The organism is Methylobacterium sp. HJ2 (assembly GCF_056431005.1).
This window is the reverse complement of record NZ_JBWJYM010000003.1, coordinates 161207-183146: the sequence shown is the minus strand read 5'-3', so window position 1 is coordinate 183146 and position 21940 is coordinate 161207. Positions and strand designations below refer to the sequence as shown.

At 70.8% G+C, this 21940-nt stretch carries 22 protein-coding genes; 16 read left to right on the top strand and 6 right to left on the bottom strand.

What is annotated here, in order from left to right:
* Positions 1 to 202 precede the first annotated feature (202 nt).
* Positions 203 to 451: a hypothetical protein gene (locus ACS5RC_RS09420; RefSeq protein WP_478343596.1), complete on the bottom strand. Its 249-nt coding sequence runs from the start codon at positions 449 to 451 to the stop codon at positions 203 to 205.
* Between the two features lie 392 nt (positions 452 to 843).
* On the opposite strand from ACS5RC_RS09420, the gene ACS5RC_RS09415 reads away from it, so the two are divergent.
* Together ACS5RC_RS09415 and ACS5RC_RS09410 are read left to right on the top strand one after the other, a co-directional pair.
* Positions 844 to 1872 carry a helix-turn-helix transcriptional regulator gene (locus ACS5RC_RS09415; RefSeq protein ID WP_478343595.1) on the top strand — a complete coding sequence of 343 codons (1029 nt, stop codon included), beginning with the start codon at positions 844 to 846 and terminating at the stop codon, positions 1870 to 1872.
* A 515-nt stretch (positions 1873 to 2387) separates the two neighbouring features.
* The gene (locus ACS5RC_RS09410) at positions 2388 to 3293 is read left to right on the top strand and encodes a helix-turn-helix domain-containing protein (RefSeq protein ID WP_478343594.1); all 906 of its coding nucleotides are present in this window, start codon (positions 2388 to 2390) and stop codon (positions 3291 to 3293) included.
* Here ACS5RC_RS09410 and ACS5RC_RS09405 read toward each other — a convergent pair.
* Positions 3226 to 4614 (bottom strand): aminotransferase, encoded by a 1389-nt coding sequence (locus tag ACS5RC_RS09405; protein WP_478343593.1) that lies wholly within the window; start codon positions 4612 to 4614, stop codon positions 3226 to 3228. The two genes, ACS5RC_RS09410 and ACS5RC_RS09405, sit on opposite strands and share 68 nt — an antisense overlap.
* Before the next feature lie 141 nt (positions 4615 to 4755).
* On the opposite strand from ACS5RC_RS09405, the gene ACS5RC_RS09400 reads away from it, so the two are divergent.
* A complete protein-coding gene (locus tag ACS5RC_RS09400) occupies positions 4756 to 5289 on the top strand; it encodes a hypothetical protein (RefSeq protein ID WP_478343592.1) in 534 nt (177 codons plus the stop codon).
* Positions 5290 to 5526: 237 nt separating this feature from the next.
* A complete protein-coding gene (locus tag ACS5RC_RS09395; protein WP_478343591.1) occupies positions 5527 to 5940 on the top strand; it encodes a hypothetical protein in 414 nt (137 codons plus the stop codon).
* A 142-nt stretch (positions 5941 to 6082) separates the two neighbouring features.
* Here ACS5RC_RS09395 and ACS5RC_RS09390 read toward each other — a convergent pair whose 3' ends face one another.
* Positions 6083 to 7279, bottom strand: coding sequence for a glycosyltransferase family 61 protein (locus tag ACS5RC_RS09390; protein WP_478343590.1), 1197 nt, complete (start codon positions 7277 to 7279; stop codon positions 6083 to 6085).
* 210 nt (positions 7280 to 7489) lie between these two features.
* Here ACS5RC_RS09390 and ACS5RC_RS09385 point away from each other — a divergent pair, with 210 nt between their 5' ends.
* From ACS5RC_RS09385 to ACS5RC_RS09370, 4 genes are all read left to right on the top strand, one after another.
* Positions 7490 to 8164, top strand: a complete 675-nt coding sequence (locus ACS5RC_RS09385) for a trna delta -isopentenylpyrophosphate transferase (RefSeq protein ID WP_478343589.1) — start codon at positions 7490 to 7492, stop codon at positions 8162 to 8164.
* An 88-nt stretch (positions 8165 to 8252) separates the two neighbouring features.
* A complete protein-coding gene (locus ACS5RC_RS09380; protein WP_478343588.1) occupies positions 8253 to 8552 on the top strand; it encodes a hypothetical protein in 300 nt (99 codons plus the stop codon).
* A gap of 131 nt (positions 8553 to 8683) precedes the next feature.
* On the top strand, positions 8684 to 11410 hold the full coding sequence (gene gyrA / locus ACS5RC_RS09375) for a DNA gyrase subunit A (RefSeq protein WP_478343587.1): 2727 nt from the start codon (positions 8684 to 8686) through the stop codon (positions 11408 to 11410).
* A 147-nt stretch (positions 11411 to 11557) separates the two neighbouring features.
* On the top strand, positions 11558 to 11932 hold the full coding sequence (locus tag ACS5RC_RS09370) for a VOC family protein (RefSeq protein ID WP_478343586.1): 375 nt from the start codon (positions 11558 to 11560) through the stop codon (positions 11930 to 11932).
* A 125-nt stretch (positions 11933 to 12057) separates the two neighbouring features.
* On the opposite strand, the gene ACS5RC_RS09365 is transcribed toward ACS5RC_RS09370, so the two are convergent.
* Complete coding sequence (locus tag ACS5RC_RS09365) at positions 12058 to 12462, bottom strand: hypothetical protein (protein WP_478343585.1); 405 nt, start codon at positions 12460 to 12462, stop codon at positions 12058 to 12060.
* Between the two features lie 848 nt (positions 12463 to 13310).
* On the opposite strand from ACS5RC_RS09365, the gene coaD reads away from it, so the two are divergent.
* The 5 genes from coaD (at position 13311) to ACS5RC_RS09340 (ending at position 16461) form a co-directional block, all read left to right on the top strand.
* On the top strand, positions 13311 to 13814 hold the full coding sequence (gene coaD / locus ACS5RC_RS09360) for a pantetheine-phosphate adenylyltransferase (RefSeq protein ID WP_478343584.1): 504 nt from the start codon (positions 13311 to 13313) through the stop codon (positions 13812 to 13814).
* A gap of 30 nt (positions 13815 to 13844) precedes the next feature.
* A complete protein-coding gene (locus tag ACS5RC_RS09355) occupies positions 13845 to 14393 on the top strand; it encodes a peptidylprolyl isomerase (RefSeq protein WP_478343583.1) in 549 nt (182 codons plus the stop codon).
* 9 nt (positions 14394 to 14402) lie between these two features.
* Positions 14403 to 14873, top strand: coding sequence for a hypothetical protein (locus ACS5RC_RS09350; protein ID WP_478343582.1), 471 nt, complete (start codon positions 14403 to 14405; stop codon positions 14871 to 14873).
* Positions 14874 to 14973: 100 nt separating this feature from the next.
* On the top strand, positions 14974 to 15432 hold the full coding sequence (locus ACS5RC_RS09345; protein WP_478343581.1) for a peptidylprolyl isomerase: 459 nt from the start codon (positions 14974 to 14976) through the stop codon (positions 15430 to 15432).
* An 81-nt stretch (positions 15433 to 15513) separates the two neighbouring features.
* The gene (locus ACS5RC_RS09340) at positions 15514 to 16461 is read left to right on the top strand and encodes an EamA family transporter (protein WP_478343580.1); all 948 of its coding nucleotides are present in this window, start codon (positions 15514 to 15516) and stop codon (positions 16459 to 16461) included.
* Here the strand turns inward: ACS5RC_RS09340 and mobA are convergent.
* Positions 16376 to 17020, bottom strand: a complete 645-nt coding sequence (gene mobA, locus ACS5RC_RS09335) for a molybdenum cofactor guanylyltransferase MobA (protein ID WP_478343579.1) — start codon at positions 17018 to 17020, stop codon at positions 16376 to 16378. The genes ACS5RC_RS09340 and mobA overlap by 86 nt on opposite strands.
* Positions 17021 to 17030: 10 nt before the next feature.
* Entirely contained in the window at positions 17031 to 18173 is a 1143-nt protein-coding gene (gene apbC / locus ACS5RC_RS09330; RefSeq protein ID WP_478343578.1) for an iron-sulfur cluster carrier protein ApbC, read from the bottom strand.
* Positions 18174 to 18400: 227 nt separating this feature from the next.
* Here apbC and ACS5RC_RS09325 point away from each other — a divergent pair, with 227 nt between their 5' ends.
* The 3 genes from ACS5RC_RS09325 to ACS5RC_RS09315 all read left to right on the top strand — a co-directional run bounded on the left by ACS5RC_RS09325 (position 18401) and on the right by ACS5RC_RS09315 (position 21890).
* A complete protein-coding gene (locus ACS5RC_RS09325; protein WP_478343577.1) occupies positions 18401 to 18904 on the top strand; it encodes a pyridoxamine 5'-phosphate oxidase family protein in 504 nt (167 codons plus the stop codon).
* 115 nt (positions 18905 to 19019) lie between these two features.
* Positions 19020 to 20312: a nicotinate phosphoribosyltransferase gene (locus ACS5RC_RS09320; protein WP_478343576.1), complete on the top strand. Its 1293-nt coding sequence runs from the start codon at positions 19020 to 19022 to the stop codon at positions 20310 to 20312.
* A 123-nt stretch (positions 20313 to 20435) separates the two neighbouring features.
* A complete protein-coding gene (locus ACS5RC_RS09315) occupies positions 20436 to 21890 on the top strand; it encodes an MmgE/PrpD family protein (protein WP_478343575.1) in 1455 nt (484 codons plus the stop codon).
* The last annotated feature ends 50 nt before the right edge of the window (positions 21891 to 21940 follow it).

Below are 21940 nucleotides of genomic sequence, written 5' to 3'. Positions count from 1 at the left end.
GGGGTCGTCCAGGTTCCGCCGCGGCGGCACCGGAGGGACGATGCCGCGGCGTGAGGGCGAAATTGCGGGCGAGCCGGGTCCGGACCCTCCCGGCCGGATGCCCGGTCCGGGCTCCCTGCCTGCCCTCAGGCGCGGCGCGGGCTTGCCGACGCCGCGCGGGCCCGGGCGATGCGCACGCCGCTTCGATCGGGCCGAGGGCTCGTCAATCCTGCGGCTCGTCCTCGTGGACGAGGCGCAGGATCCCCTGGCGCGCGCCCGCACCCATCTGCACCCGGTCCCGCACGGAGGGCTTGGCGAAGGTCGCGACGGCGGCGAGTGCGGGCAGCGCGAGGGGCCGGAAGCCGTAGCGGGCCTCGCCCTGGCCCATCTGGGGCCGCTCGCTCTCGACGGCAGCGGGATGGCTGTCGCCGGCCTGCGCTTCGCCGGCCTGGGTCTCGTTCGGGGCGTACATGGACTTCGCTTTCCGGTTCTCGGGCGACCGCGGCCCGCGCCGTCGATCCAAGGCGAATCAACCTGAACGCCGGCTTAAGACTTCGAGAGCGGACCGGAATGCGCAATCATCCCTTCGCGCCGTGTGCCGGCGGACACGGGGCCCGGACCACCGCCAAGGGTCCAGCTGGCTCGCAATCACCGGACGAAGGGCCGACGCGCCCCCGCGCGGTGTCATTCGGAGCGGACTGACTCCAAATCGGCATTCCATCGCGTTGCGCGGCTGCCGGTGCGTCGATAGCGTTCGTCGCGCAGCAACGCGTTTTCCGACGGCCAATCCAGCCGTCCGCGAGAGGTCGTCATTTCTCAGATCGTTCGGCCCGATACCTGCGAAGTGGCATTCCGGCCAGCGCGATGAGCCCGCGAATCCATGAGATGGAGCGCGTCTGGCATCCCCAGGTCGCGTTCCAGGCCACGTTGTCCTCGCGCTCCGCGCTGCGCGCCTTCAACGAGACCGGCGGCATCGCGGTGAATTTCGACACGCTGCGGGCGACGGCACCGCAGATCGAGATCGTCGGCAGCCAGAGCACGGTGCTGAGCCTGTGGAAGACCCGCTCCGCGAGCGGCTTCATCACACAGCCGAAATTTACCGCCGACCTCCTCACTTTGCGCTTCGTCACCAGCGGCCGGATCTTCTACCGGCGCACGGAAGGGGATTACCTGGGGCTGCCCGACATCGCCACGCTCGTGGCCTTCGACGAGTTGCGGCAGGTCGAGGCCTCGGCGGATTTCAGCGCCGTGAGCGCGACCCTGTCGCTCCACGCGCTCGAAGCCGCCCAGGCGGCGCTCACCGGCGGGGCCTCCAGCTCCGTCCCGCTCTTCGAGCCCATCGCCCGGCTCGAGGCGCCCGGCATGCGGGCCCTCTACTGCACGGTCCTCCAGGTGCAGCAGCGGATGATGGCGGCCGATCATCAGCAGGACCACATGTTCACGCTCCTGCACGAGATCTTGAGCTATCAGCTGCTCTCGTCCTGGCCGACGCGGGCGCCCTCGCCCGAACCTGCCCCGGTGGCCCTGCCGCCGCGGATCTTGAGGCGCGCGCTGGACTACATCGAGGCCAATCTCGATCAGCCGATGCGGCTCGCCGAGATCGCCTCGGTGGCGGGCGTGAGCGTCCGGGCGATCCAGTCGACGTTCAAGGACGAGCTGGGCCTCTCGCCCACGCAGGTGATTCTCGCCCGGCGCCTCGCCCGGGTTCACCGGGATCTCAGCGACCGCCGCGAGGCCGCGACGCCGATCGCCGAGATCGCGCGGCGCTGGGGCTTCGTTCACCTGAACGATTTCGGCCAGCGCTACCGGCGCCTGTACGGCTGCACCCCGGGGGACACGCGTCGGCAGGCGGCCCCCCCGCCGCGCGGCGCGAAGGCCGGTTCTGCCGGCTGAGGCGGCGTCCGCTCGCGCGACGCGACGGCCCGGGCTCGGCCGAGCCCGCGAAGCGATGGCGGGACGCCGGCACGGCCGCGAGGCGCCAGCACGGCCGACCTGCGCGAGGTCGCGATTCCATACTCCCGAGGCGGCCGTCCGGTGCGGCCGCGCAGGCGGGCCCCCGGCGAATGTCGAGGGGCCGCGGGTCGCCGCGTGCCGACCGGCCTCTGGCATCCTCCGCACCGGCCCGAGATCCGCTCCGCGCCGTGTGGGTCGCACGGTGCGGCCCGTCCGCAGGCCGCGCTCTCGCGTCATATCGCGCCAGGATCACAGCTTCGCCCGATGTAGAATTTGCGCATTAAAGTGTAATTATTGCGCACACGTTGACAGACTCTCGGTTTGACCCGATCCTTGCAGTGTTGCCAGTAGCCAAGCGACGAAAGTCTTCGAGCGAACGTCCTTTTCTGTTCCGAGAACAGATCGGAATTTCTTAGCACAGGACGAAATTCACTTGGCCCTCGGGATAGGATGCCATGGCGATACCCTTGCGCGAAACGTCCGCGAAGATCGAACTACACCGCCGGAGCGAGGATCCGCCGCGCCTGAACTCTCGGTTCGATGGCGGATTGTCGGCGAATTTGGACCTCACGCCCGAGACCGGTCTGGCTCGCCGTACCGCGCCTCCGGGGCCATCGGTCCCGGGGTCCGGCGCCGCCGGATGCGCCGCCGCGGGCGACCGACACGCGGATGGCCTGACGGCGCGTGCGTGCTGGCAGAAAGGCTGGCAGGACGGCCGACAGGAGGGGCGGCAGGTCGAGCAGTCCCGGGGTGATGCTTGGCTGCACGCGGCGCGCGCCCTGTCTCCGTCGGGATCGTCGGCGCTGGTGGCGGGCGACGCCGCGTCGGCGGGGCCCCCGATACCCGGGCAGGAGCTGCTCGCGAAGTCCGTCCAGGGGCATCACCTGCGCGCGGCGCGCGCGCTGCTCGGCTGGGCGATGCAGGATCTCGCCGGTCGCAGCGGGCTGTCCCTCTCCACCGTCCGGCGCATGGAGGAGAACGCCGAGACCGTGCTGGACCGGAACCGCCGGGCGGCGCTCACGACCCTGGAGCAGGGCGGCATCCGCTTCCTGGTTCTGACGGACGGCACCCTGGCGCTCGCGACGCAGAAGGGGGAGGCCGGACCGGGCCGAACCCGATCGGCGCGATCGGCGATTCCGCGGACGGCCGGGCCGGAATGCCCGACGCTCGGCGCGGCCTCCAAGGGCCGGTGCCGGTCGCAGAACGGCCGTGTCGGGAGCTTCACCCAGCCGCGCGGCACCGGCCCGGGCAGGGTCTGCGCCGACGGCCCTGGCGCTTCGCGCGCCGCCCCCTTCAGCCCCCCTGCGCCACCAAGCCCTCGGCGGCGATCCAGTCGCGGGTGCGGTCGAGCGCCCGGGTGAGCCGGTCGAACAGGGCGTCGATCTCGTCCTCGGAGATCACCAGGGGCGGGCAGACGGCCACGCGGTCGCCCGCCAGCGCGCGCACGATCAGCCCCTCGGCCTGGGCGAAGGCGACGCAGCGGGCGGCCACCCCCGCCTTCGGCTCGTATTGCGCCCGGCTCCGCTTGTCGGCGACGATCTCGAGCCCGCCGATCAGGCCGAGGCCGCGCGCCTCTCCCACGATCGGGTGCTCGGCGAGTGCCGAGAGCCGGGCCTGGAAGCGCGGGGCCTTCGCGGCGGCGCCCTCGACGATGCGGTCCCGCCGGTAGATCTCGATCGTCTTCAGGGCGACCGCGCAGGCGACCGGATGCCCCGAATAGGTGGTGCCGTGGCCGAAGGTGCCGATCTTGCGGCTCTGGTCGAGCATCGCCTCGTAGAGCGGCGGGTCGATCGTCAGCCCGCCGAGCGGCACGTAGCCCGAGGTCAGCGCCTTGGCGAAGGAGAGGCTGTCCGCCCGAATGCCGAGGGCCTCGCTGCCGAACCACGTGCCGAGCCGGCCGAAGCCGCAGATGACCTCGTCGGCGATGAGGCGCACGTCGTGGCGGGCCAGCACCGGCTGGATCGCCGCGAAGTAGCCCTCGGGCGGCACGATGGCGCCGCCCGCGCCCATCACCGGCTCGGCGATGAAGGCCGCCACCGTGTCGGGGCCTTCGCGCAGGATCAGGTCCTCGAGCTCGGCCGCGAGGCGCTCCGAGAAGGCCTGCTCGCTCTCGCCGGCTTGCGCGAAGCGGTAATGGTGCGGGCAGGCGGTGTGCAGGAAGCCCGGCAGCGGCAGATCCCAATCGGTGTGGTTGGCCGGCAGCCCGGTCATCGAGGCGCTCGCCACCGTGACGCCGTGATAGCCCCGGTTCCGGGCGATGATCTTCTTCTTGCGCGGCCGGCCGAGGGCATTGTTGTAGTACCACGTCAGCTTGACCTGGGTGTCGTTCGCCTCCGAGCCCGACGAGGTGAAGAACACCTTCGAGGTCGGGATCGGCATCAGTTCCTTGAGCACCTCGGCCAGCTCGATCGCCGGATCGTGGCTGCGGCCGGAGAACAGGTGCGTGAACGGGAGCCGGGCCATCTGCGCCCGGGCGGCCTCGACGAGTTCCGCGTTCGAGTAGCCGAGCGCCGTGCACCACAGCCCGGCCATGCCCTCGATATAGGGCCGGCCCTCGGTGTCGTAGACGTAGACGCCCTCGCCGCGCTCCAGCACCAGGGGCCCGGCGGCGCGATGCGCATCGAGGTTGGTGTAGGGATGGATCAGGGTCTCGACGTCGCGGGTGGCGAGGTTCGACAGCATGGGGCGACTCGTGCAGGAAGCCTGAGGCGGACCCGCGACGGATGCGGATCCCGTGACGGATCCCGCCACACTACCGGCCCGATGCCCGTCCAGTAACCCCGCACGCGCCCGCTCAGACACACCGGACCGAAACGGCCCCCGATGCTCGACCCCGCCCAGATCGTCGCGACGCCCGCGCCCGGCCGCGCCTGCGGATCCTGCACGCTGTGCTGCAAGGTCTACGACGTCCCCGCCGTCGAGAGCGTGGCCGGGCAATGGTGCCGCCATACCCTCGCGGGCAAGGGCTGCGCCATCCACGCCGCCCGGCCCGACCATTGCCGGGCCTTCCACTGCCTCTGGATGACGGAGGCCTGGCTCGGACCGGAATGGAAGCCGGACCGCGCCCGGATGGTGCTCGCCCTCGATCCGGCGACGCGCAACATGAACGTGCAGGTCGATCCGGGCCAGGCGAACGCGTGGCGCCGCGAGCCCTATCTCGGCCAGCTCCGGCGCTGGGCCGCGGCCTCGATCCCGAAGGGCCGCCACGTCCTCGTCCACGTCAACAAGGCGACGATCGCGGTGCTGCCCGACCGCGACGTGGCGCTCGGCATCCTCGGACCCGACGATCGCGTGGTCTCGCGCCCGCGCATGACCCCGCAGGGGCCCACGCTGGACATCGAGGTGCGGGCGGGGTGAGGCGGGGCGGATAGGGACGCAGGGCGGGGGCTGCGATCGCAAGGCGAGCCGCTGACGCGTGCGGAACTCTGCTTCGGTTTCCTACCCGTCCGCTTCCGGACCGCCGATGCGTCGAACCGAACGGTGCCGCCGGGCTCGCTTCCGACTCCCTGCGGAAGCTGTGCCAGTTTGCGTTGCACCGGAACGGTTCAGTGTCATCGGCATGGGCTTGCCGGTCCCCCTTCGAAAGACTGACCGTTGGCGAAAATCGATTTCATAGTCCTCACCGTCGTCATGGCGCTGAATTCGCCGGTGGCGGCTGCCGCATGCGATATTCCGTTTCCAGCCAAGGGCTCCATCGTCTCCTGGCCCAAATCTCTATTCGCTGCCAAAGTAGAGACTTTGAGAGTACGGGAGGTGTCAGAGGTCGAACGGTACGCGTGGGTTCGCGTTGTTGAACCGTTGGCTGGAAACTTGCCACGCGAATTTGGCGTGATCTATGATACATCAAGTTGTGGCGCCTATTTCCAGACCGGACAGACTGGAGTTGCGGGCTTCGTCGCTTTGCCTCCCGAGGAGTGGAAAGGCGACTACCACTACTCATCGAACTCGATAGCTGGAACCTGGGCCGATGCCGTATTTGTAAGTGGATGGCTGACGCTTGGGAGATGAGGGCTGCCTTCCGCCTTGAGTCGACGTTGCGGGAGGTCCGGCGAACGACCGATTTGGAGGAACGCAGTCGACGTTTCAGGCGGCCGGGCTGGGGCGTCGGCGGCCCCTCAACGCGTCAGCCCGACCGCGTTCCGCCCCACCCTCACGCCCGCGCCCCGATCCGGTCGAGCACCCGGGCCAGGTCGGCCGGGTCGATCCGGAAATCCCGCAGGTGATCGCGGCGCTCGCCCGGCTCCGCGGCGCCGTAGAGGGCGTGGTAGCCGTGCCGGCGCGCGGCGGCGATGTCGCGGTAATACGGGTCGGGGAAGCTGTCGGGGGCGAGGTGGACCACGTTCGTGCCGGGGCGGCAGAACACGGTGTTCACGAGTCCGGCGCCCTTGATCCCCACCACCGCCTCGGCCGCCGCGAACAGCGCGACCTGCGCGCGAATGCTCATGCGCTCCGTATCGAGCACCCGGAACCCGCGCGCGGCGAGCAGCGCCAGGATCGGCGCGCGGTCGAGGAGGCTGCGCCCGCGTAAGGGGTTGCGGTCGACGAAGAGGCGCAGACCCCAAGCTCCCCGCCGCACGGAAGCGGCCCGCGCGCCGAGCGTCGCGGACGGCCAGCGGCCGACCCGCCCGCGCAGCACCGCGTCGAGATGGGCGAGCGCCTCCGGGGACTTGGCGACGCCCGCGTGCTTGACCGGCGTCGCCCAATACAGGGCGGGCACCGCGTAGGCGGTATCGGGATCGACGAAGCGGATCGCCACGTCCCGCTCGGGCCCGAGGAACAGCCGGGTCGCGCGCTCGCGCATTCGGTTGTTGAACCAGTCCTGCCGCGGCAGCAGCAGGGTGATGGTCCGGCCCGGATGGCGGTGGCGCAGAACCGCGACGGCCTTCAGGCGCGGCATGTCCTCCAGGAGCCAGTGCCCGTAATTGAACGAGCCCTGGTTGCCGACGTAGAGGGCGGGCCCCTCCGGCGCGAGCGGCTCGGCCTCGGAATCCAGGGCGAGGGGCCCCGCCATCAACCGGTCCTCTGGCGGATGGCTCTCGTAGATCGCCCGCCGCGCGCCGGGCGGGCCGACCATCAGGACGTTGCGCCTCAGGGTCGCGTCGGCGACGCGCACGAGGAGGCTCGGTGGGCCTGCGCCGTGGACCGGCCGGGTCGTGGCCTCGACGAGGTCGAGGCGGGGGGATTCGGGCAGGCGGAGGCTGTCGGGCACCGGCCAGCGGTAGCGCCAGGCTGGGTAGAGCTCGGCCACGATCTCGGCCGCGCCGTCCGCGTCGAGCCCCTCCGGCACGGGGACGAGCCCGCCCGCCGGATAGAGCGCGTCGGGCGCGCAGGAGACGTAGGCTTTCATGCGAGGCGGATCATCCGGCTTCGGGCGGGCGCGGCGCCTTCTGGCACAGGGGCCGCGGCGGCGCGAGCGGTGCGCGCGCGAATCGCACCGGCGCCACCTTGCGGGCCGCCACGGAACACCGCATATTGCATAGAACAAATCAGGAACATACAGCCACGCCGGCTTTGCCTGTGGATGGCTCGGAATGCGGATCGCCCGATGGGAAGCCCGATGAGAACCGCCGACAAGCAGATCGCCGACACCCTGGTGAAGTTCGGCGAACCCTTCGCTGGGAACGTCTGGCGGGTGCAGGGCACGGCCGTGATCTATCACAAGACCCTGGAGCGCATCGCCGCCCAGGCCGGGATCAGCTTCGACCCGCCGACGATCGTGCGCGCCGAGCGCGACGAGGCGGTGCTCCTGGTGACCGGGCGGCTGCCCGGCGCCAAGCCCGGCGCGGAGCGCGTGGCGTGGTCGATCGGCGAGGCGCTGGTCAACGTGAACTACCGGGTCTCGGGCAAGCAGGCCGCCTATGTCTGGGCGATGGCCGAGAAGCGCGGCAAGGACCGCGTCATCCTCAAGCTGATCGAGCTGCACGGCCTCGTCTACAGCGAGGAGGAGGCCGACGAGTTCCGCGGCGGCCGCCTCGCCGAGGTGCAGGCGGTGGACGAGGATTTCGACGCCCCCGGCTTCGACGAGGTCACCGAGGCCGAGGCCGACATCAAGCGCGCCATCGACGCCGCCGACAGCGTCAACGCCGTCACCGACCTGATGCTGTCGGGGGAGACGCAAGGGGCGCTCGCCGCCATGTCCCAGGGCACCCGCGACGAGGTGCGGGACTACGCCAAGGCCCGCCTCGTGGCTTTGGGCTGGCCGGGGGGCAAGGGCCGCCGCCGCGCGGCCTGATCCGGCTCCGCACGCCGGATGACACCCGAGGCGACACCGACACGGACGGGGCCGGATGGGCCGGTCCCCGGAGCAGGAGAGACGCACCATGCGACGCGCGCACGCCCGAGGCCGGGACGAGGCCTTCTCGATCGAGACCCTGAGCTACAGCCCGACGCGCCTCGTGCGGCTCGGCCGCCGCAAGGTCGCGATGCTGTTCCAGCCCGCCGAGCCGGGCGCGCCCTGGCAGCTCTACCCCCATCCCGACACCTTCCCGGGTCTCGCCTTCGAGGGGCTGCCCGCGCCGTTGCGACCGGAATTCATGCCCTTCCGGGATCTGGAGGCCGTCGAGGTTTTCCTCGGTCTGAGAACGGCTTCGGACCCGGGGACGCTGGCGATGGCGGCTTGAGGCCGCGCTTGCGTCCGGCGGGAGTGATCATTATTTAACCACTTGATATCACGCGTATTCCGCCGCCACCCGCCGGGTCGGTGCGCCGGAACCCGTGGGGCCTCCCGCCCCCGCGACACGGACAGGTAGCCTTGGCAGAGACAAACGATCCGGGGGCCGGCGCGCCGCCGCCGCCCGCCAGCGACATCCGCCCCGTCTCCATCACCGACGAGATGCGCCGCTCCTACCTCGATTACGCCATGAGCGTGATCGTCTCGCGCGCGCTTCCCGACGCGCGCGACGGGCTGAAGCCGGTGCACAGGCGCATCCTGTACTCCGCCTTCGAGTCCGGGCACCTGCCGGAGCGCAAATACGTCAAATCGGCCCGCATCGTCGGCGACGTGATCGGCCTCTACCACCCGCACGGCGACCAATCGATCTACGACGCCCTGGTGCGCATGGCCCAGGACTTCTCGATGCGCCTCATGCTCATCGACGGGCAGGGCAATTTCGGTTCGGTCGACGGCGATCCGGCGGCGGCCATGCGCTATACCGAGTCGCGCCTCGCCAAGCCCGCGACGGCGCTGCTCTCCGACATCGACAAGAACACCGTCGACTTCCAGCCGAACTACGACGAGTCGCGCGAGGAGCCGACCGTCCTGCCGGCCCGGTTTCCGAACCTCCTCGTCAACGGGGCGGGCGGCATCGCGGTGGGCATGGCCACCAACATCCCGCCGCACAACCTCGGCGAGCTGATCGACGCCTGCATCGCCCTGATGGACGATCCGGGCCTGACGGTCGAGGCGCTGACCGAGATCGTGCCCGGCCCCGATTTTCCGACCGGCGGCTCCATCCTCGGCCGCGCGGGGACGCGCCAGGCCTACGCCACGGGGCGCGGCTCCATCATCATGCGGGCGAAGTCCCACGTGGAGGAGCTGCGCAAGGAGCGCGAGGCGCTGATCTTCACCGAGATCCCCTATCAGGTGAACAAGGCGACGCTGATCGAGAAGATCGCCGAGCTGGTGAAGGAGAAGCGCGTCGAGGGCATCTCGGACCTGCGCGACGAATCCGACCGCGACGGCATGCGCATCGTGGTCGAGATCAAGCGCGACGCGATGGCCGAGGTGGTGCTGAACCAGCTCTACCGCTACACGCCGCTGCAATCCTCCTTCGGCTGCAACATGGTGGCGCTGAACGGCGGTCGCCCCGAATTGATGAACCTGAAGGACCTGCTGCAGGCCTTCAACGACTTCCGCGAGGAGGTCGTCTCCCGCCGCACCAAGTTCCTGCTCGGCAAGGCGCGCGAGCGCGCCCATGTCCTGTGCGGCCTCGCCATCGCGGTCGCCAACATCGACGAGGTGATCCGGCTGATCCGGACCTCGCCCGACCCCAACAGCGCCCGCGAGGCCCTGATGGCCCGCGACTGGCCGGCCCACGACATCGCGCCGCTGATCGCGCTGGTCGACGACCCGCGCCACCGCGTCGCCGCGGACGGCACCTACCGGCTCTCGGAGATCCAGGCGCGGGCGATCCTCGACCTGCGCCTGCAGCGCCTCACCGCGCTGGGCCGCGACGAGGTCGGGGACGAGCTGAAGGCGCTCGCCGCCGAGATCGCCGACTATCTCGACATCCTGCGCTCGCGCGCCCGCATCCAGGCCATCGTCAAGCACGAGCTCGCCGAGGTGCGCGCGCAATTCGCGACGCCGCGCCGCACGGTGATCCTCGACTACGATTCGAGCGTCGAGGACGAGGACCTGATCGCCCGCGAGGACATGGTGGTGACCGTGTCCCATGCCGGCTACGTCAAGCGGGTGCCGCTCTCGACCTACCGGGCCCAGCGCCGCGGCGGCAAGGGGCGGTCGGGCATGGCCACGCGGGACGAGGATTTCGTCACCCGCCTGTTCGTGGCCTCGACCCACACGCCGGTGTTGTTCTTCTCCGACCAGGGCCAGGCCTACAAGGAGAAGGTCTGGCGCCTGCCGATCGCGGCGCCGAACGCCCGCGGCAAGGCGCTCGTCAACATCCTGCAATTGCAGGCGCCGGGCGAGCGCATCACCACGATCATGCCGCTCCCGGAGGACGAGGCGTCCTGGGAGACCCTCGACGTGATGTTCGCCACCGCCAGCGGCAACGTCCGGCGCAACAAGCTCTCGGACTTCGTCCAGGTGAACCGCAACGGCAAGATCGCCATGAAGCTCGATCCGGGCGACCACATCGTCCATGTCGAGATCTGCCGGCCCGACCAGAACGTGCTGCTCACCACGGCGGAGGGGCAGTGCATCCGCTTCCCGGTCGAGGACGTGCGGGTGTTCAAGGGCCGCGATTCCACGGGCGTGCGCGGCATCAACCTCGCCAAGGACGACCGCGTGATCTCGATGGCGATCCTCAACCACTTCGAGGCCTCGCCGGAGGAGCGGGCCGGCTATCTGAAGATGCGCCGGGCGGTGATCGGCGACGGGGGCGAGGCCGACGGCGCCGAGGAGGCGGAGGAGGCCACCGTCGAGGCCGCGATCTCGTCGGAGCGCTACACCGAGATGAGCGCCAACGAGCAGTTCGTGCTCACCCTCTCGGAGCGCGGCTTCGGCAAGCGCTCGTCCTCCTTCGAGTACCGGACCTCCAACCGCGGCGGCAAGGGCATCACCGCGATGCGGGTGAACCCGCGCAACGGCAGCCTCGTCGCCTCCTTCCCGGTGGAGAGCACCGACCAGATCATGCTGGTCACCAATGCCGGCCAGCTCATCCGCGTGCCGGTGGACGACATCCGCATGGTCGGCCGCGCCTCGCAGGGCGTGACGGTGTTCAACACCGACAAGGCCGAGCGCGTCGTCTCGGTGGAGCACATCGTCGGCGAGGACGGGGCCGAGGAGGACGAGGCGTAGGGCCCGGAAGCCGAGCGGCCCGCCCGGGTGGCGGGCCGCTCGGGGGGATGTGCGGCGCATCCAGGTCGTCGGGACGGCCGGTGCGTCGGCACCGAGCCCCTCGACCGGGTATCGTCGGGCGGTTCGCGGCGAAGGCGGAGAGGACGCATGTTCACCCACGTCATGATCGGCAGCAACGATCTGGAGCGGGCTCGAGGTTTCTACGACGCCACCTTCGTCGCCTTGGGCGGCACGCCCGGCGAGATGGATGCCCGAGGCAGGCTGATCTACGCCCACGCGGGCGGTCGGCTGATGATCACGACACCGATCGACGGCAAACCGGCGACGGCGGCCAATGGCGGGACCATCGGCATCGCCGCCGCGAGCCGCGACCATGTCCTCGCATGGCACGCGGCCGGCACCGCACAGGGCGGCACCGCGATCGAGAGCCCGCCGGCAGAGCGCCCGAACGGTGCCTTCGTCGCCTACCTGCGCGATCCGGACGGAAACAAGCTCACCGCACGAACCCAGCCGACGCGGTGACGGGAGCCGCAGCTCTCATCGCCGGGATGGCCTGAGGGCGGCGGCCGATGCCGGGGGACCGGGATGGATCGCGGGCCGACCGGGGCGAGGGGCAGCCGGCGTTCGGTTTCGGCCCGAGGCGCGGCTCAGTTCGGCCGGATGGTGACATCGTAGGACGCCGAGGCGTTCACGTTGATCATCTCGCCCCCCGATGGACCCCGCGTCTGAATGTTGCTCATGACGCGAACGTTCAGAATCTTGCAGTCACCCCGAAATGCTTGCTTGATCGTGTCGCACTCTTGGGCCGCCACTTGGTAGAGAGAGCCGCGAGAGGCTGCGAGCTGTTTGATCTGCTCGTCGGACGTCGTTCCGGCCACGAGCGGGAGGTTGATGTTCAGGCTGCTCTCTATCCGAAGCGAATAAGGCCGAGCCGGGGGCGGCGTCTCCGGAGCGGTCGCACTCCTCCCTTGATCTGTCTGCGCATAGCTGTTCGTTGACGCCGCGACGGTGAGACACCCCGCGAGCAAAACGGCTCTTCTGAAATCGCGCATCTGCTTCTCCTGGACGGTCGCAGGTTCGCACATAGGAGGTGCTGTCCATCGGAACAGAACCGGCAGGATTTTAGCCTTTTCGCATCGTTCCCCTGACCCGCCCCGGCAAGGGCTGCCCTGTGCACAGGGCCCAGATCCGACGGTCGCCGCGCGTCCGCCGCGTCCGCGATGGCGCGCGTCTCCCGTCGCATGGCGGCCGGGCCTGATCCTGCCGTTCGCTCGGTTTCCACGTCCATCCTTGACAATGTTCCTGTTTTGTGCTCAATGTCTCGCACCTGCTGCCCGGCGGGCCGGCGCGAGCCGGACCGCCTCGGGGGCCGGCCCCGGAGACCGACCGGGGCCGGTCCGGGCGGCGGGGCGGTGCCCGCGTCCCCGGCTTCGGTCGTCGGGGCCCCGGGCGGCGCTGCCGACGCAGGCCCGTCTCGGGCCGGGCGCGCGACCCGCGAGGAAATGCGCGGGGAGCCGAACCCGGATCTGGGTGGTGCCTCAGGGACACTGGCCCGCCCACTAGGAGGCGGGCTTTGCGCCGGGATAGGCGTCCGTCAGCTAATCGGGGGCACAGGCGACCCGAAGTGCGGCGGTGTGGAGTCGGGCAGCGCTGGAGACACCGCGACGCCAAGACGGCAGGCGCTTCGGGGACCACGCCCGAGCCTCTGCCGCGGAACGCCGGTGAGCCGGCTTTGCAGCAACGTTGCGTCAGGGCTTCGCGGCGTCCCGCGTCACCCCGATCGGCGGATTTCAGCCATGCTCCCGGCGGGACCCCGCGCGGGAGCGCCGCCGCATGTCCGGGCTCCGGGGTCCCGGCCCGGCGGTTCCGTTCCAGGCCGAAATGCTCTAGGTCGGACCCGATGAACCGCACCGCGCTCTATGCCGGCTCCTTCGATCCGGTGACGAACGGCCATCTCGACGTCGTGCGCCAAGCCTGCCGGCTGGTGTCGCGCCTCGTGATCGCCATCGGCGTGCATCCGGGCAAGACGCCGCTGTTCTCCGCCGACGAGCGCGCCGCGCTGCTCGGCGAGACCTGCGGGCCCCTCGCCGAGGCCGAGGGCACGGCGCTCGAGATCGTCACCTTCGCCGACCTCGCGGTCTCGGCGGCGCGGCGCTCCGGCGCCTCCCTGTTCATCCGCGGCCTGCGCGACGGCACCGACCTCGACTACGAGATGCAGCTCGCCGGCATGAACGGCGCGATGGCGCCGGAGGTGCAGACCGTGTTCCTGCCGGCCTCGATCCACGTCCGGCCGATCACCGCGACGCTGGTCCGCCAGATCGCCGCGATGGGCGGCGACGTCTCGCCCTTCGTCCCCGCGCGGGTGGCCGAGCGGCTGGCGACGCGCTTCGCGGCGCAGGCCTGATTCCGACACGACTGAACGGAGAACCGATCCATGAACCGCCGCACCCTCTGCGCGCTCGCGCTCGCCGCCTCCCTCGGGCTCTCCGGCGCCGCCCGCGCGGCGGATTCGAACACCGTCTACCTCGATACGAAGGACGGCCGCGTCACTATCGAGCTGCGCCCGGACTTGGCGCCCCAGCACGTCAAGCAGATCAAGACGCTGGTCGGCCAGGGCTTCTACAACGGCCTGAAGTTCCACCGCGTGATGGACGGCTTCATGGCCCAGACCGGCGATCCGAACGGCAACGGCACCGGCGGCTCCAAGCTGCCGAACATCCCGGCGGAGTTCTCATCGGCCCAGTTCCGCCGCGGCACGGTCGGGATGGCGCGCTCCTCCGATCCGAACTCGGCGAACTCGCAGTTCTTCATCTGCCTCGGCGACGCCTCGTTCCTGAACGGCCAGTACACCGTGGTCGGCCTCGTCACGAGCGGCATGGAGGTGGTGGACAAGATCAAGAAGGCCGCCCCCGGCGCGCCGGGCGGATCGGTGCAGAACCCCGACAAGATCGTGAAGATGCAGCTCGCCGAGAAGGCCAACTGAGGCGACGCGGTGCGGCGCCCCGGCCTGATCGCCCTGGCGCTCGTCCTGGCGCTCGCCCTCGCGCCGGGCAGCGCGCCGGCCTTCTACGACGGCGGGGCGGGCTTCCCGCTCAGCCTGCCCCAGACCCTGAGGGGCACCGTCGCGGTGCCGCTGCGCGCCGCCCCGACGACGCCCGCCGACACGCTGGCCGAGCTCTACCCGGTGCTGGCCGCCTGCTGGCGGACGCCGGACGGGCTCGACCCGCAGGCCGATGTCGAGATCACCGCGCGGTTCTCGCTGCGGCGGGACGGCAGCGTCATCGCCGTGCCGCGCATCGTCTTCATCACGGGCGTCGCCGCCCGCGCGCGACCCGGCCTCGCGCGGGCGACGCTGGCGGCCCTCAGGGCCTGCACCCCGGCGCGGATCACCCCCGCCCTGGGTCGGGCCGTCGCGGGCCGTCCCATCGGGCTGCGGCTCGTCCATCGGCCCGGCCCGAGCTGAGGCCGCAGATTTGCCCCGGCACCGCGCCTCGGGTTAGGCCGCTCTCAGAGCCGGCCGCCACACGCGCGACCTTTTCCAACCCCACACGGAGTGACCCGACATGGCTGACACCGAAACCCTCGTCCTGGAGACCACCAAGGGTCGCGTCGTGATCGCGCTGCGCCCCGACCTCGCCCCCAACCACGTCGAGCGCCTGAAGACGCTCGCCGCCCAGGGCTTCTACGACGGCGTGCCGTTCCACCGCGTCATCGACGGCTTCATGGCCCAGACCGGCGATCCGACCGGCACCGGCTCGGGCGGCTCCGACCTCCCGGACCTCAACGCCGAGTTCAACGCCGAGCCGCACGTGCGCGGCACCTGCTCGATGGCCCGCACGAACTTCCCGCACTCGGCCAACTCGCAGTTCTTCATCTGCTTCGACGACGCCCGCTTCCTCGACCGCCAGTACACCGTCTGGGGCAAGGTGGTCGAAGGCATGGACGTGGTCGACACCATCAACAAGGGCGAGCCGCCGCGCTCGCCGGACAAGATCGTGAAGGCCAGCGTCGCCGCCGCCTGAGGCGGCGCACCCGCGCGCCGCATCCGATCGAGAGCGGGCGTCCGTGCGCGGCACGGGCGCCCGCCGCCCGTCCGCGGCACCGTGCGGACCTTCACCAGCGGTGCCGCCATGCTGCCCCTGCGCGACCTCTGCCTCGCCCTGGCCGTCGTCGCGGTGTGGGGCACGAACTTCGTGGTGATCCGGGTCGGCCTCGCCCACCTGCCCCCGCTGCTCTTCGCCGCCCTCCGCTTCGTGCTGGCGGCGTTTCCGGCGATCCTCTTCCTGCCGCGCCCGCATGTCGGTTGGCGCAACCTCGCGGCCTACGGGCTCCTGATCGGGCCGGGCCAGTTCGGCCTGCTCTTCCTGGCCCTGCGCGGCGACATCGCGCCCGGCCTCGCCTCCCTCGTCATCCAGTTCCAGATCGTCTTCACCATCGCCCTCGCGGCCCGTATCGCGGGCGAGCGCGTGCGGGGCTACCAATGGGCGGCCTTGGCGCTCGCGGGCGCCGGCCTCGGGGTGATCGCCTCCCATATCGATGCCGCCACGACCCCGCGCGGGCTCGCGCTGGTGGTCCTCGCCGCGATGGGCTGGGCCGGGGCCAACATCGCGGCCAAGCGCAGCGGCGCGACCAACATGCTGGCCTACGTGGTCTGGGCGAGCCTGTTCTCGGCCCCGCCGCTCCTCGCCCTCTCCCTCGCCTTCGAGGGCTGGCCGGCGATCCGGGCCGGCCTGGTCGAGGCCGACGCGGCGACCTGGGGCGCCGTGCTGTGGCAGGCCGTGGGCAATACCCTGTTCGGGTTCGCAATCTGGGGCCGGCTGCTCGCCCGGCATCCGGCGGCCCTGGTGACGCCGACGGCGCTGCTGGTACCGGTGTTCGGGCTCGGCGCCTCCGCGCTCTGGCTCGGCGAGCCGCTGCCGGCCTGGAAGATCGAGGCCGCGCTTCTCGTGCTCGGCGGCCTCGCGGTCAGCCTGCTCTATCCGCGTCTCGCCCGGACTCCGCCGGCGCGGCCAGACCGGCCTCCGCCCGCGCCAGATCCTCGGGTGTATTGAGGTTCAGAAAAGGATCGACCGGCCGACACGCCCAAGCGACGTCGACCGCGCCGCACCGGGCGAGGAAGACCCCCACCCGGCGCTCGTCCCGGGCGAGGGCCGCCCGCAGCTCGTCGCGAAGGCCGACCGGCCAGAGGGCGACGACGGGGTGGCGCCGGTCGCCGGAGGTCGCGACGGCGACCGGCGCCCCGGTGGATGCGCGCGCCGCTTCGAGGCGCGCGACCAGATCCTCAGGCAGGAAGGGCGCGTCGCCCGGCACGCTGACCACGGCCGCGATGCCGGCATCCGCGGCATGGTCGAGCCCGGCCAGCACTCCGGCGAGCGGTCCGGGATGGCCGGGCAGGGGATCGGCCAGGATCGGGCCCGGAAAGCTGCCGAACCGGGCGGGGTCGCCGTTGGCGCTGAGGGCCAGCCCGCCGCCGCATTGCGGCGCGAGGCGCTCGCTCACCCGATCCAGCAGGGTCCGCCCGCCGAGGCGCAGCAGCGCCTTGTCGCCGCCGCCCATCCGCCGCGCCAGCCCGCCGGCGAGGATCAGGCCGAGGACCGGCGGGCCGCTCACGCGAGACCTCTCACTCGAACACGATCTTGGGCGCGGTGCGGCCGGCCGGCGCGCCCTGGAGGTTCGCCCAGAGCTTGGCCGCGATGGCGCGGTAGACCTGGGCCTGCGGACCCTCGGGATCGGTCGCGACGACGGGCCGGCCGGCATCCGAGGTCTCGCGGATCGTCATGTTGAGGGGGACCTCGCCGAGGAACGGCACCCCGAGGCGCTGCGCCTCGTTGCGGGCGCCGCCATGCCCGAAGATGTGGGATTCGTGGCCGCAATTCGGGCAGACGAAGGTCGCCATGTTCTCGATCACGCCGAGGATCGGCACCGCGACCTTCTTGAACATCGTCACGCCGCGGCGGGCATCGATCAGGGCGAGATCCTGCGGGGTCGAGACGATCACCGCTCCCGAGAGCGGCGTCGCCTGCGCCATGGTGAGCTGCGCGTCGCCGGTGCCGGGCGGCATGTCGACCACGAGCACGTCGAGTTCGCCCCAGAGCACGTCTCGCAGCATCTGGGTGATGGCCGACTGCACCATCGGACCGCGCCAGATCATCGCGGTCTCGGGCTCGATCAGGAAGCCGATCGACATCACCTTGAGGCCGTAGCCGACCATCGGCTCCATCGCCTTGTTGTCGACGACGGTCGGCTTGCCGGAGAGCCCGAACAGCTTCGGCACCGAGGGTCCGTAGATGTCGGCGTCGAGCAGGCCGACCTTCAGGCCCTGCGCCATGAGCGCGAGGGCGAGGTTGCAGGCGGTGGTGGACTTGCCGACGCCGCCCTTGCCGGAGGCGACGGCGATGATGTGGCGCACGCCCGGAAGCTTCGGGCCCTGCGGCGGCGCGCCCGGGCGCGGCGGCTGGGGCTGCTGCGGCACCGGGCGGGGCGCGGCGTCGCTCTGAGCCGGCATCCCGGGCCCACGCTCGGAGGTGAGGCTCGCGAACACGCCGGAGACGCCCGGGATCGCCAGCACCCGTCCCTCGGCGTTGCGGCGCACCGCCTCGAAGCGCTCGGCCTCGCTCGGGTCGATCAGGATCGAGAACATCACCCGGCTGTTGGCGTCCACGACCACCTGCGAGAGGCGGCCGGAGCCGGAGAGCGTGGTGCCGGCGGCGTCCACCGTCACGGAGGTGAGTGCGCGCAGCACGTCGTCGCGGGTGATGGCCAAGACTGGAACTCCTCGTGCGCGGATGGTCCCGCGCCTGCACCCTCGGGTGCCTCGCGTCCATGTAACGCCGCGCATCCAAAAGGTCAGCAGGTCAAAAAGCCGTCCGCGGCGCGAGCAGGTGCCCCCTGAACCAACCGGAGGGTTGCCCGTTGTCGACACGTTCTTCGGGCGGCGCCTCCTTCGGGCGGCGCATCACCCGCCCGGCACGAGTTGGAGACGAGAAGCCGATGCACCAGGGCAATCACCGCGACCACGAGGGCGCGAAGAAGCTGTTCGAGCTGGTCAAGGACGTGAAGATCGCGATGATGACCACGGTCGATTCCGACGGCACGCTCAACAGCCGGCCGATGTGGAACAACGACGCGGACGAGAACGGCGACCTGTGGTTCTTCACCAAGCTGCACTCGCCCAAGACGAGCGAGATCAGCCGGGACAACCAGATCAACCTCGCCTACTCGGATCCCTCGAGCCAGACCTACGTCTCGATCGCCGGCAAGGCCGAGATCGTGCGCGACAAGGCCCGGATCGACGAGAAGTGGCAGGAGAGCCTGAAGACCTGGTTCCCCAACGGCAAGGACGACCCGGAAGTCGCCCTGATCCGCGTCCACCCCGAGAAGGGCGAGTACTGGGACAGCCCCAACAGCACGATGGTCCACCTCTACGGCTACGTGAAGGCCACGCTCACCGGCGAGAGCCCGAAGACCGAGACCAAGAAGGTCGACCTCGCCTGAGACCGGCGCGGCGCCGGCCTGCGCCGCCGCGGATTGACTCGAACCCGCTCCGCATGCGCCCTGGCGCCTGCGGGCCGGGACTGCAGGGCCCGCGGGCGGAGTCCGATCCCGACCGATGCTCGATCTCGCGACGCGGGTCTACAATCACAACTTCCGGATCGACCCGATCGTCCGGTCGCTGCTCGACACCGATTTCTACAAGCTCCTGATGGCGCAGATGATCCTGCGCCGGCATCGCGACGTCGACGTCACCTTCGGCATCCACAACCGGACGACGCGGATCCGCATCGCCGAGGAGGTCGAGATCGGGGCGCTGCGCGAGCAGCTCGACTACGCCCGCTCCCTCCGCCTCGGTCGCGGCGAGGCGACCTGGCTGCGGGGCAACGCCTTCTACGGAAACCGTCGCATCCTCTCGCCCGAGTTCATCACTTGGCTCGAGACCTTCCGCCTGCCCGCGTACGAGCTTGAGCAGCGCGACGGGCAATACCTCCTCAGCTTCCACGGGCCGTGGGTCGAGACCACGATGTGGGAGGTGCCGGCCCTCGCGATCCTCAACGAGTTGCGCTCGCGCGCGGTGCTGCGCGGCCTCGGACGCTTCGACCTGCAGGTGCTCTACGCCAGGGCGATGACGCGGGTCTGGGAGAAGATCGAGCGCCTGCGCCGCCTGCCGGACCTGTCGATCGCGGATTTCGGCACCCGGCGGCGGCACGGCTACCTCTGGCAGGACTGGTGCGTCCAGGCGATGCAGGAAGGGCTCGGCGACCATTTCACCGGCACCTCGAACTGCCTGATCGCCCTGCGGCGCGAGGTGGAGGCCGTGGGCACCAACGCCCACGAACTGCCGATGGTCTACGCCGCGCTCGCGGAGGACGACGCGGCGCTCGCCCTGGCGCCCTACGACGTGCTGCGCGACTGGCAGCAGGATTACGAGGGCAACCTGCTCGTCGTCCTGCCCGACACCTACGGCACCGCGGGCTTCCTGCGCCACGCGCCGGACTGGATGAGCGCCTGGACCGGCATCCGCATCGACTCGAAGGAGCCGATCGCGGGCGGTGAGGAGGTGATCGCCTTCTGGCAATCCCGCGGCTGCGATCCGCGCGAGAAGCTTGCGATCTTCTCCGACGGGCTCGACATCGACACGATCGAGACGATCCACGCCCATTTCCACGGGCGCATGCGGATCGGCTACGGCTGGGGTACCCTGCTCACCAACGATTTCCGCGGCCTCGTGCCGGACGGGCGGCTCGACCCGGTCTCCATCGTCTGCAAGGTCTCGGAAGCGAACGGGCGTCCGACCGTCAAGATCTCCGACAACCCGAGCAAGGCCCAGGGTCCGGCCGCGGAGATCGAGCGCTACAAGCGCGTCTTCGGCGTCGAGGCGCAGGCGGCGCTGGACGTGGTGGTCTGAACCGCCCCGCATGTCAGCGCGCGCCGGATGAAACTCCGGCCCGCTCCCCACTCGGGCGTCGGCGGGATTAGGTATACCAGGACGAGGCGCGCGGGAGACGCGCCGCCATCCCGGAGGAACGCCATGACCGACATCCATCGCCGCGCGCTGCTCGGCGCCGCCGGACTTGCCCTCGCGACACCCCTGGCGACCGGCGCATCGGCCCCCGTCCGGGCGGCCGACGCGGCTCCCGCCGCGCCCAAGGACGTCACCCGCACGCTCGCGCGCTACATCACCACGGCCCGTTACGCGGATCTGCCGGAGCCGGTCCGCAAGGAGGCGACGCGCACCTTCCTGAACTGGGTCGGCGTCGCCATCGGCGGCTCCCACCACGAGACGCTGGACGTGGCGGTGTCGGCTTTGCAGCCCTTCTCGGGGCCGCCCCAGGCCAGCCTGTTCGGGCGCCCCGAGCGCTTCGACATCATGAACGGCGCCTTCCTCAACGGCGTGTCGAGCCACATCTTCGACTTCGACGACACCCACCTGAAGACGGTGATCCACCCGGCCGGCCCGGTCGCCTCGGCGATCCTGGCCTATGCGGAGATGAAGCCGGTCTCGGGGGAGGACTTCCTGAACGCCCTCGTCCTCGGCATCGAGACCGAGTGCCGGATCGGCAACGCCGTCTATCCGAACCACTACGACGTCGGCTGGCACATCACCGGGACCGCGGGGGTGTTCGGGGCGGCCGCCGCGGCCGGGCGCCTGATGGGCCTGAGCGAGCAGCAGATGGTCTGGGCGCTCGGCCTCGCGGCCTCGCAGCCCGTGGGCCTGCGCGAATCCTTCGGCTCGATGAACAAGAGCTTCAATCCGGGCCGCGCGGCAGCCAACGGCCTGTTCGCGGCGATCCTGGCCGCCAAGGGCTATACGAGCTCGGACGGGATGATCGAGGCCAAGCGCGGCTGGGCGAACACGGTCTCGACCAAGCAGGATTACCGCGAGATCACCGAGGGCCTCGGCACCCGCTACGAGAGCCTGCTCAACACCTACAAGCCCTTCGCCTGCGGCATCGTCATGCATCCGGCGATCGACGCGGCGATCCAGATCCGCGATCAGGACCATGTCGACCCGGCCCAGATCGCCCGCGTCGACCTCAAGGTCCATCCGCTCGTGCTGGAGCTCACCGGCAAGACCGCGCCGAAGGCGGGGCTCGAGGGCAAGTTCAGCATCTACCATGCGGTCGCCGTGGCTCTGATCGAGGGGGCGGGCGGCGAGAAGCAGTTCAGCGAGCGGGCCGTGCGCGACCCGGCCGTGGTGGCCCTGCGCCAGAAGGTGATGCCGGTGGTCACGCCCGGCATCGCGGCCGAGCAGGTCGACATGACGGTGACGCTGAACGACGGCCGGAGCTTCCACCGGCGGATCGAGCACGCCATCGGCAGCGTCGAGAAGCCGATGAGCGACTCGGATCTGGAGCGGAAGTTCACCGACCTCGCCGAGGGCATCCTGCCGGACGCCCAGACGCGGCGCATCCTGGCCATGTGCTGGTCGCTCTCGGAGCTGAAGGACGTGGGCGACGTGGCGCGCGCCGGCGCCCGCGCCTAGATCCGCGGGCCTGCCGCCGAGGTCTGCCGCCAAAGCCTGCCGCCAAGGCG

Coding starts and splice junctions, on each gene's coding strand:
- ACS5RC_RS09420 (WP_478343596.1), bottom strand. CDS start 451: ATGTACGCCCCGAACGAGACCCAGGCCGGCGAAGCGCAGGCCGGCGAC.
- ACS5RC_RS09415 (WP_478343595.1), top strand. CDS start 844: ATGAGCCCGCGAATCCATGAGATGGAGCGCGTCTGGCATCCCCAGGTC.
- ACS5RC_RS09410 (WP_478343594.1), top strand. CDS start 2,388: ATGGCGATACCCTTGCGCGAAACGTCCGCGAAGATCGAACTACACCGC.
- ACS5RC_RS09405 (WP_478343593.1), bottom strand. CDS start 4,614: ATGCTGTCGAACCTCGCCACCCGCGACGTCGAGACCCTGATCCATCCC.
- ACS5RC_RS09400 (WP_478343592.1), top strand. CDS start 4,756: ATGCTCGACCCCGCCCAGATCGTCGCGACGCCCGCGCCCGGCCGCGCC.
- ACS5RC_RS09390 (WP_478343590.1), bottom strand. CDS start 7,279: ATGAAAGCCTACGTCTCCTGCGCGCCCGACGCGCTCTATCCGGCGGGC.
- ACS5RC_RS09385 (WP_478343589.1), top strand. CDS start 7,490: ATGAGAACCGCCGACAAGCAGATCGCCGACACCCTGGTGAAGTTCGGC.
- ACS5RC_RS09380 (WP_478343588.1), top strand. CDS start 8,253: ATGCGACGCGCGCACGCCCGAGGCCGGGACGAGGCCTTCTCGATCGAG.
- ACS5RC_RS09370 (WP_478343586.1), top strand. CDS start 11,558: ATGTTCACCCACGTCATGATCGGCAGCAACGATCTGGAGCGGGCTCGA.
- ACS5RC_RS09365 (WP_478343585.1), bottom strand. CDS start 12,462: ATGCGCGATTTCAGAAGAGCCGTTTTGCTCGCGGGGTGTCTCACCGTC.
- coaD (WP_478343584.1), top strand. CDS start 13,311: ATGAACCGCACCGCGCTCTATGCCGGCTCCTTCGATCCGGTGACGAAC.
- ACS5RC_RS09355 (WP_478343583.1), top strand. CDS start 13,845: ATGAACCGCCGCACCCTCTGCGCGCTCGCGCTCGCCGCCTCCCTCGGG.
- ACS5RC_RS09345 (WP_478343581.1), top strand. CDS start 14,974: ATGGCTGACACCGAAACCCTCGTCCTGGAGACCACCAAGGGTCGCGTC.
- ACS5RC_RS09325 (WP_478343577.1), top strand. CDS start 18,401: ATGCACCAGGGCAATCACCGCGACCACGAGGGCGCGAAGAAGCTGTTC.
- ACS5RC_RS09320 (WP_478343576.1), top strand. CDS start 19,020: ATGCTCGATCTCGCGACGCGGGTCTACAATCACAACTTCCGGATCGAC.
- ACS5RC_RS09315 (WP_478343575.1), top strand. CDS start 20,436: ATGACCGACATCCATCGCCGCGCGCTGCTCGGCGCCGCCGGACTTGCC.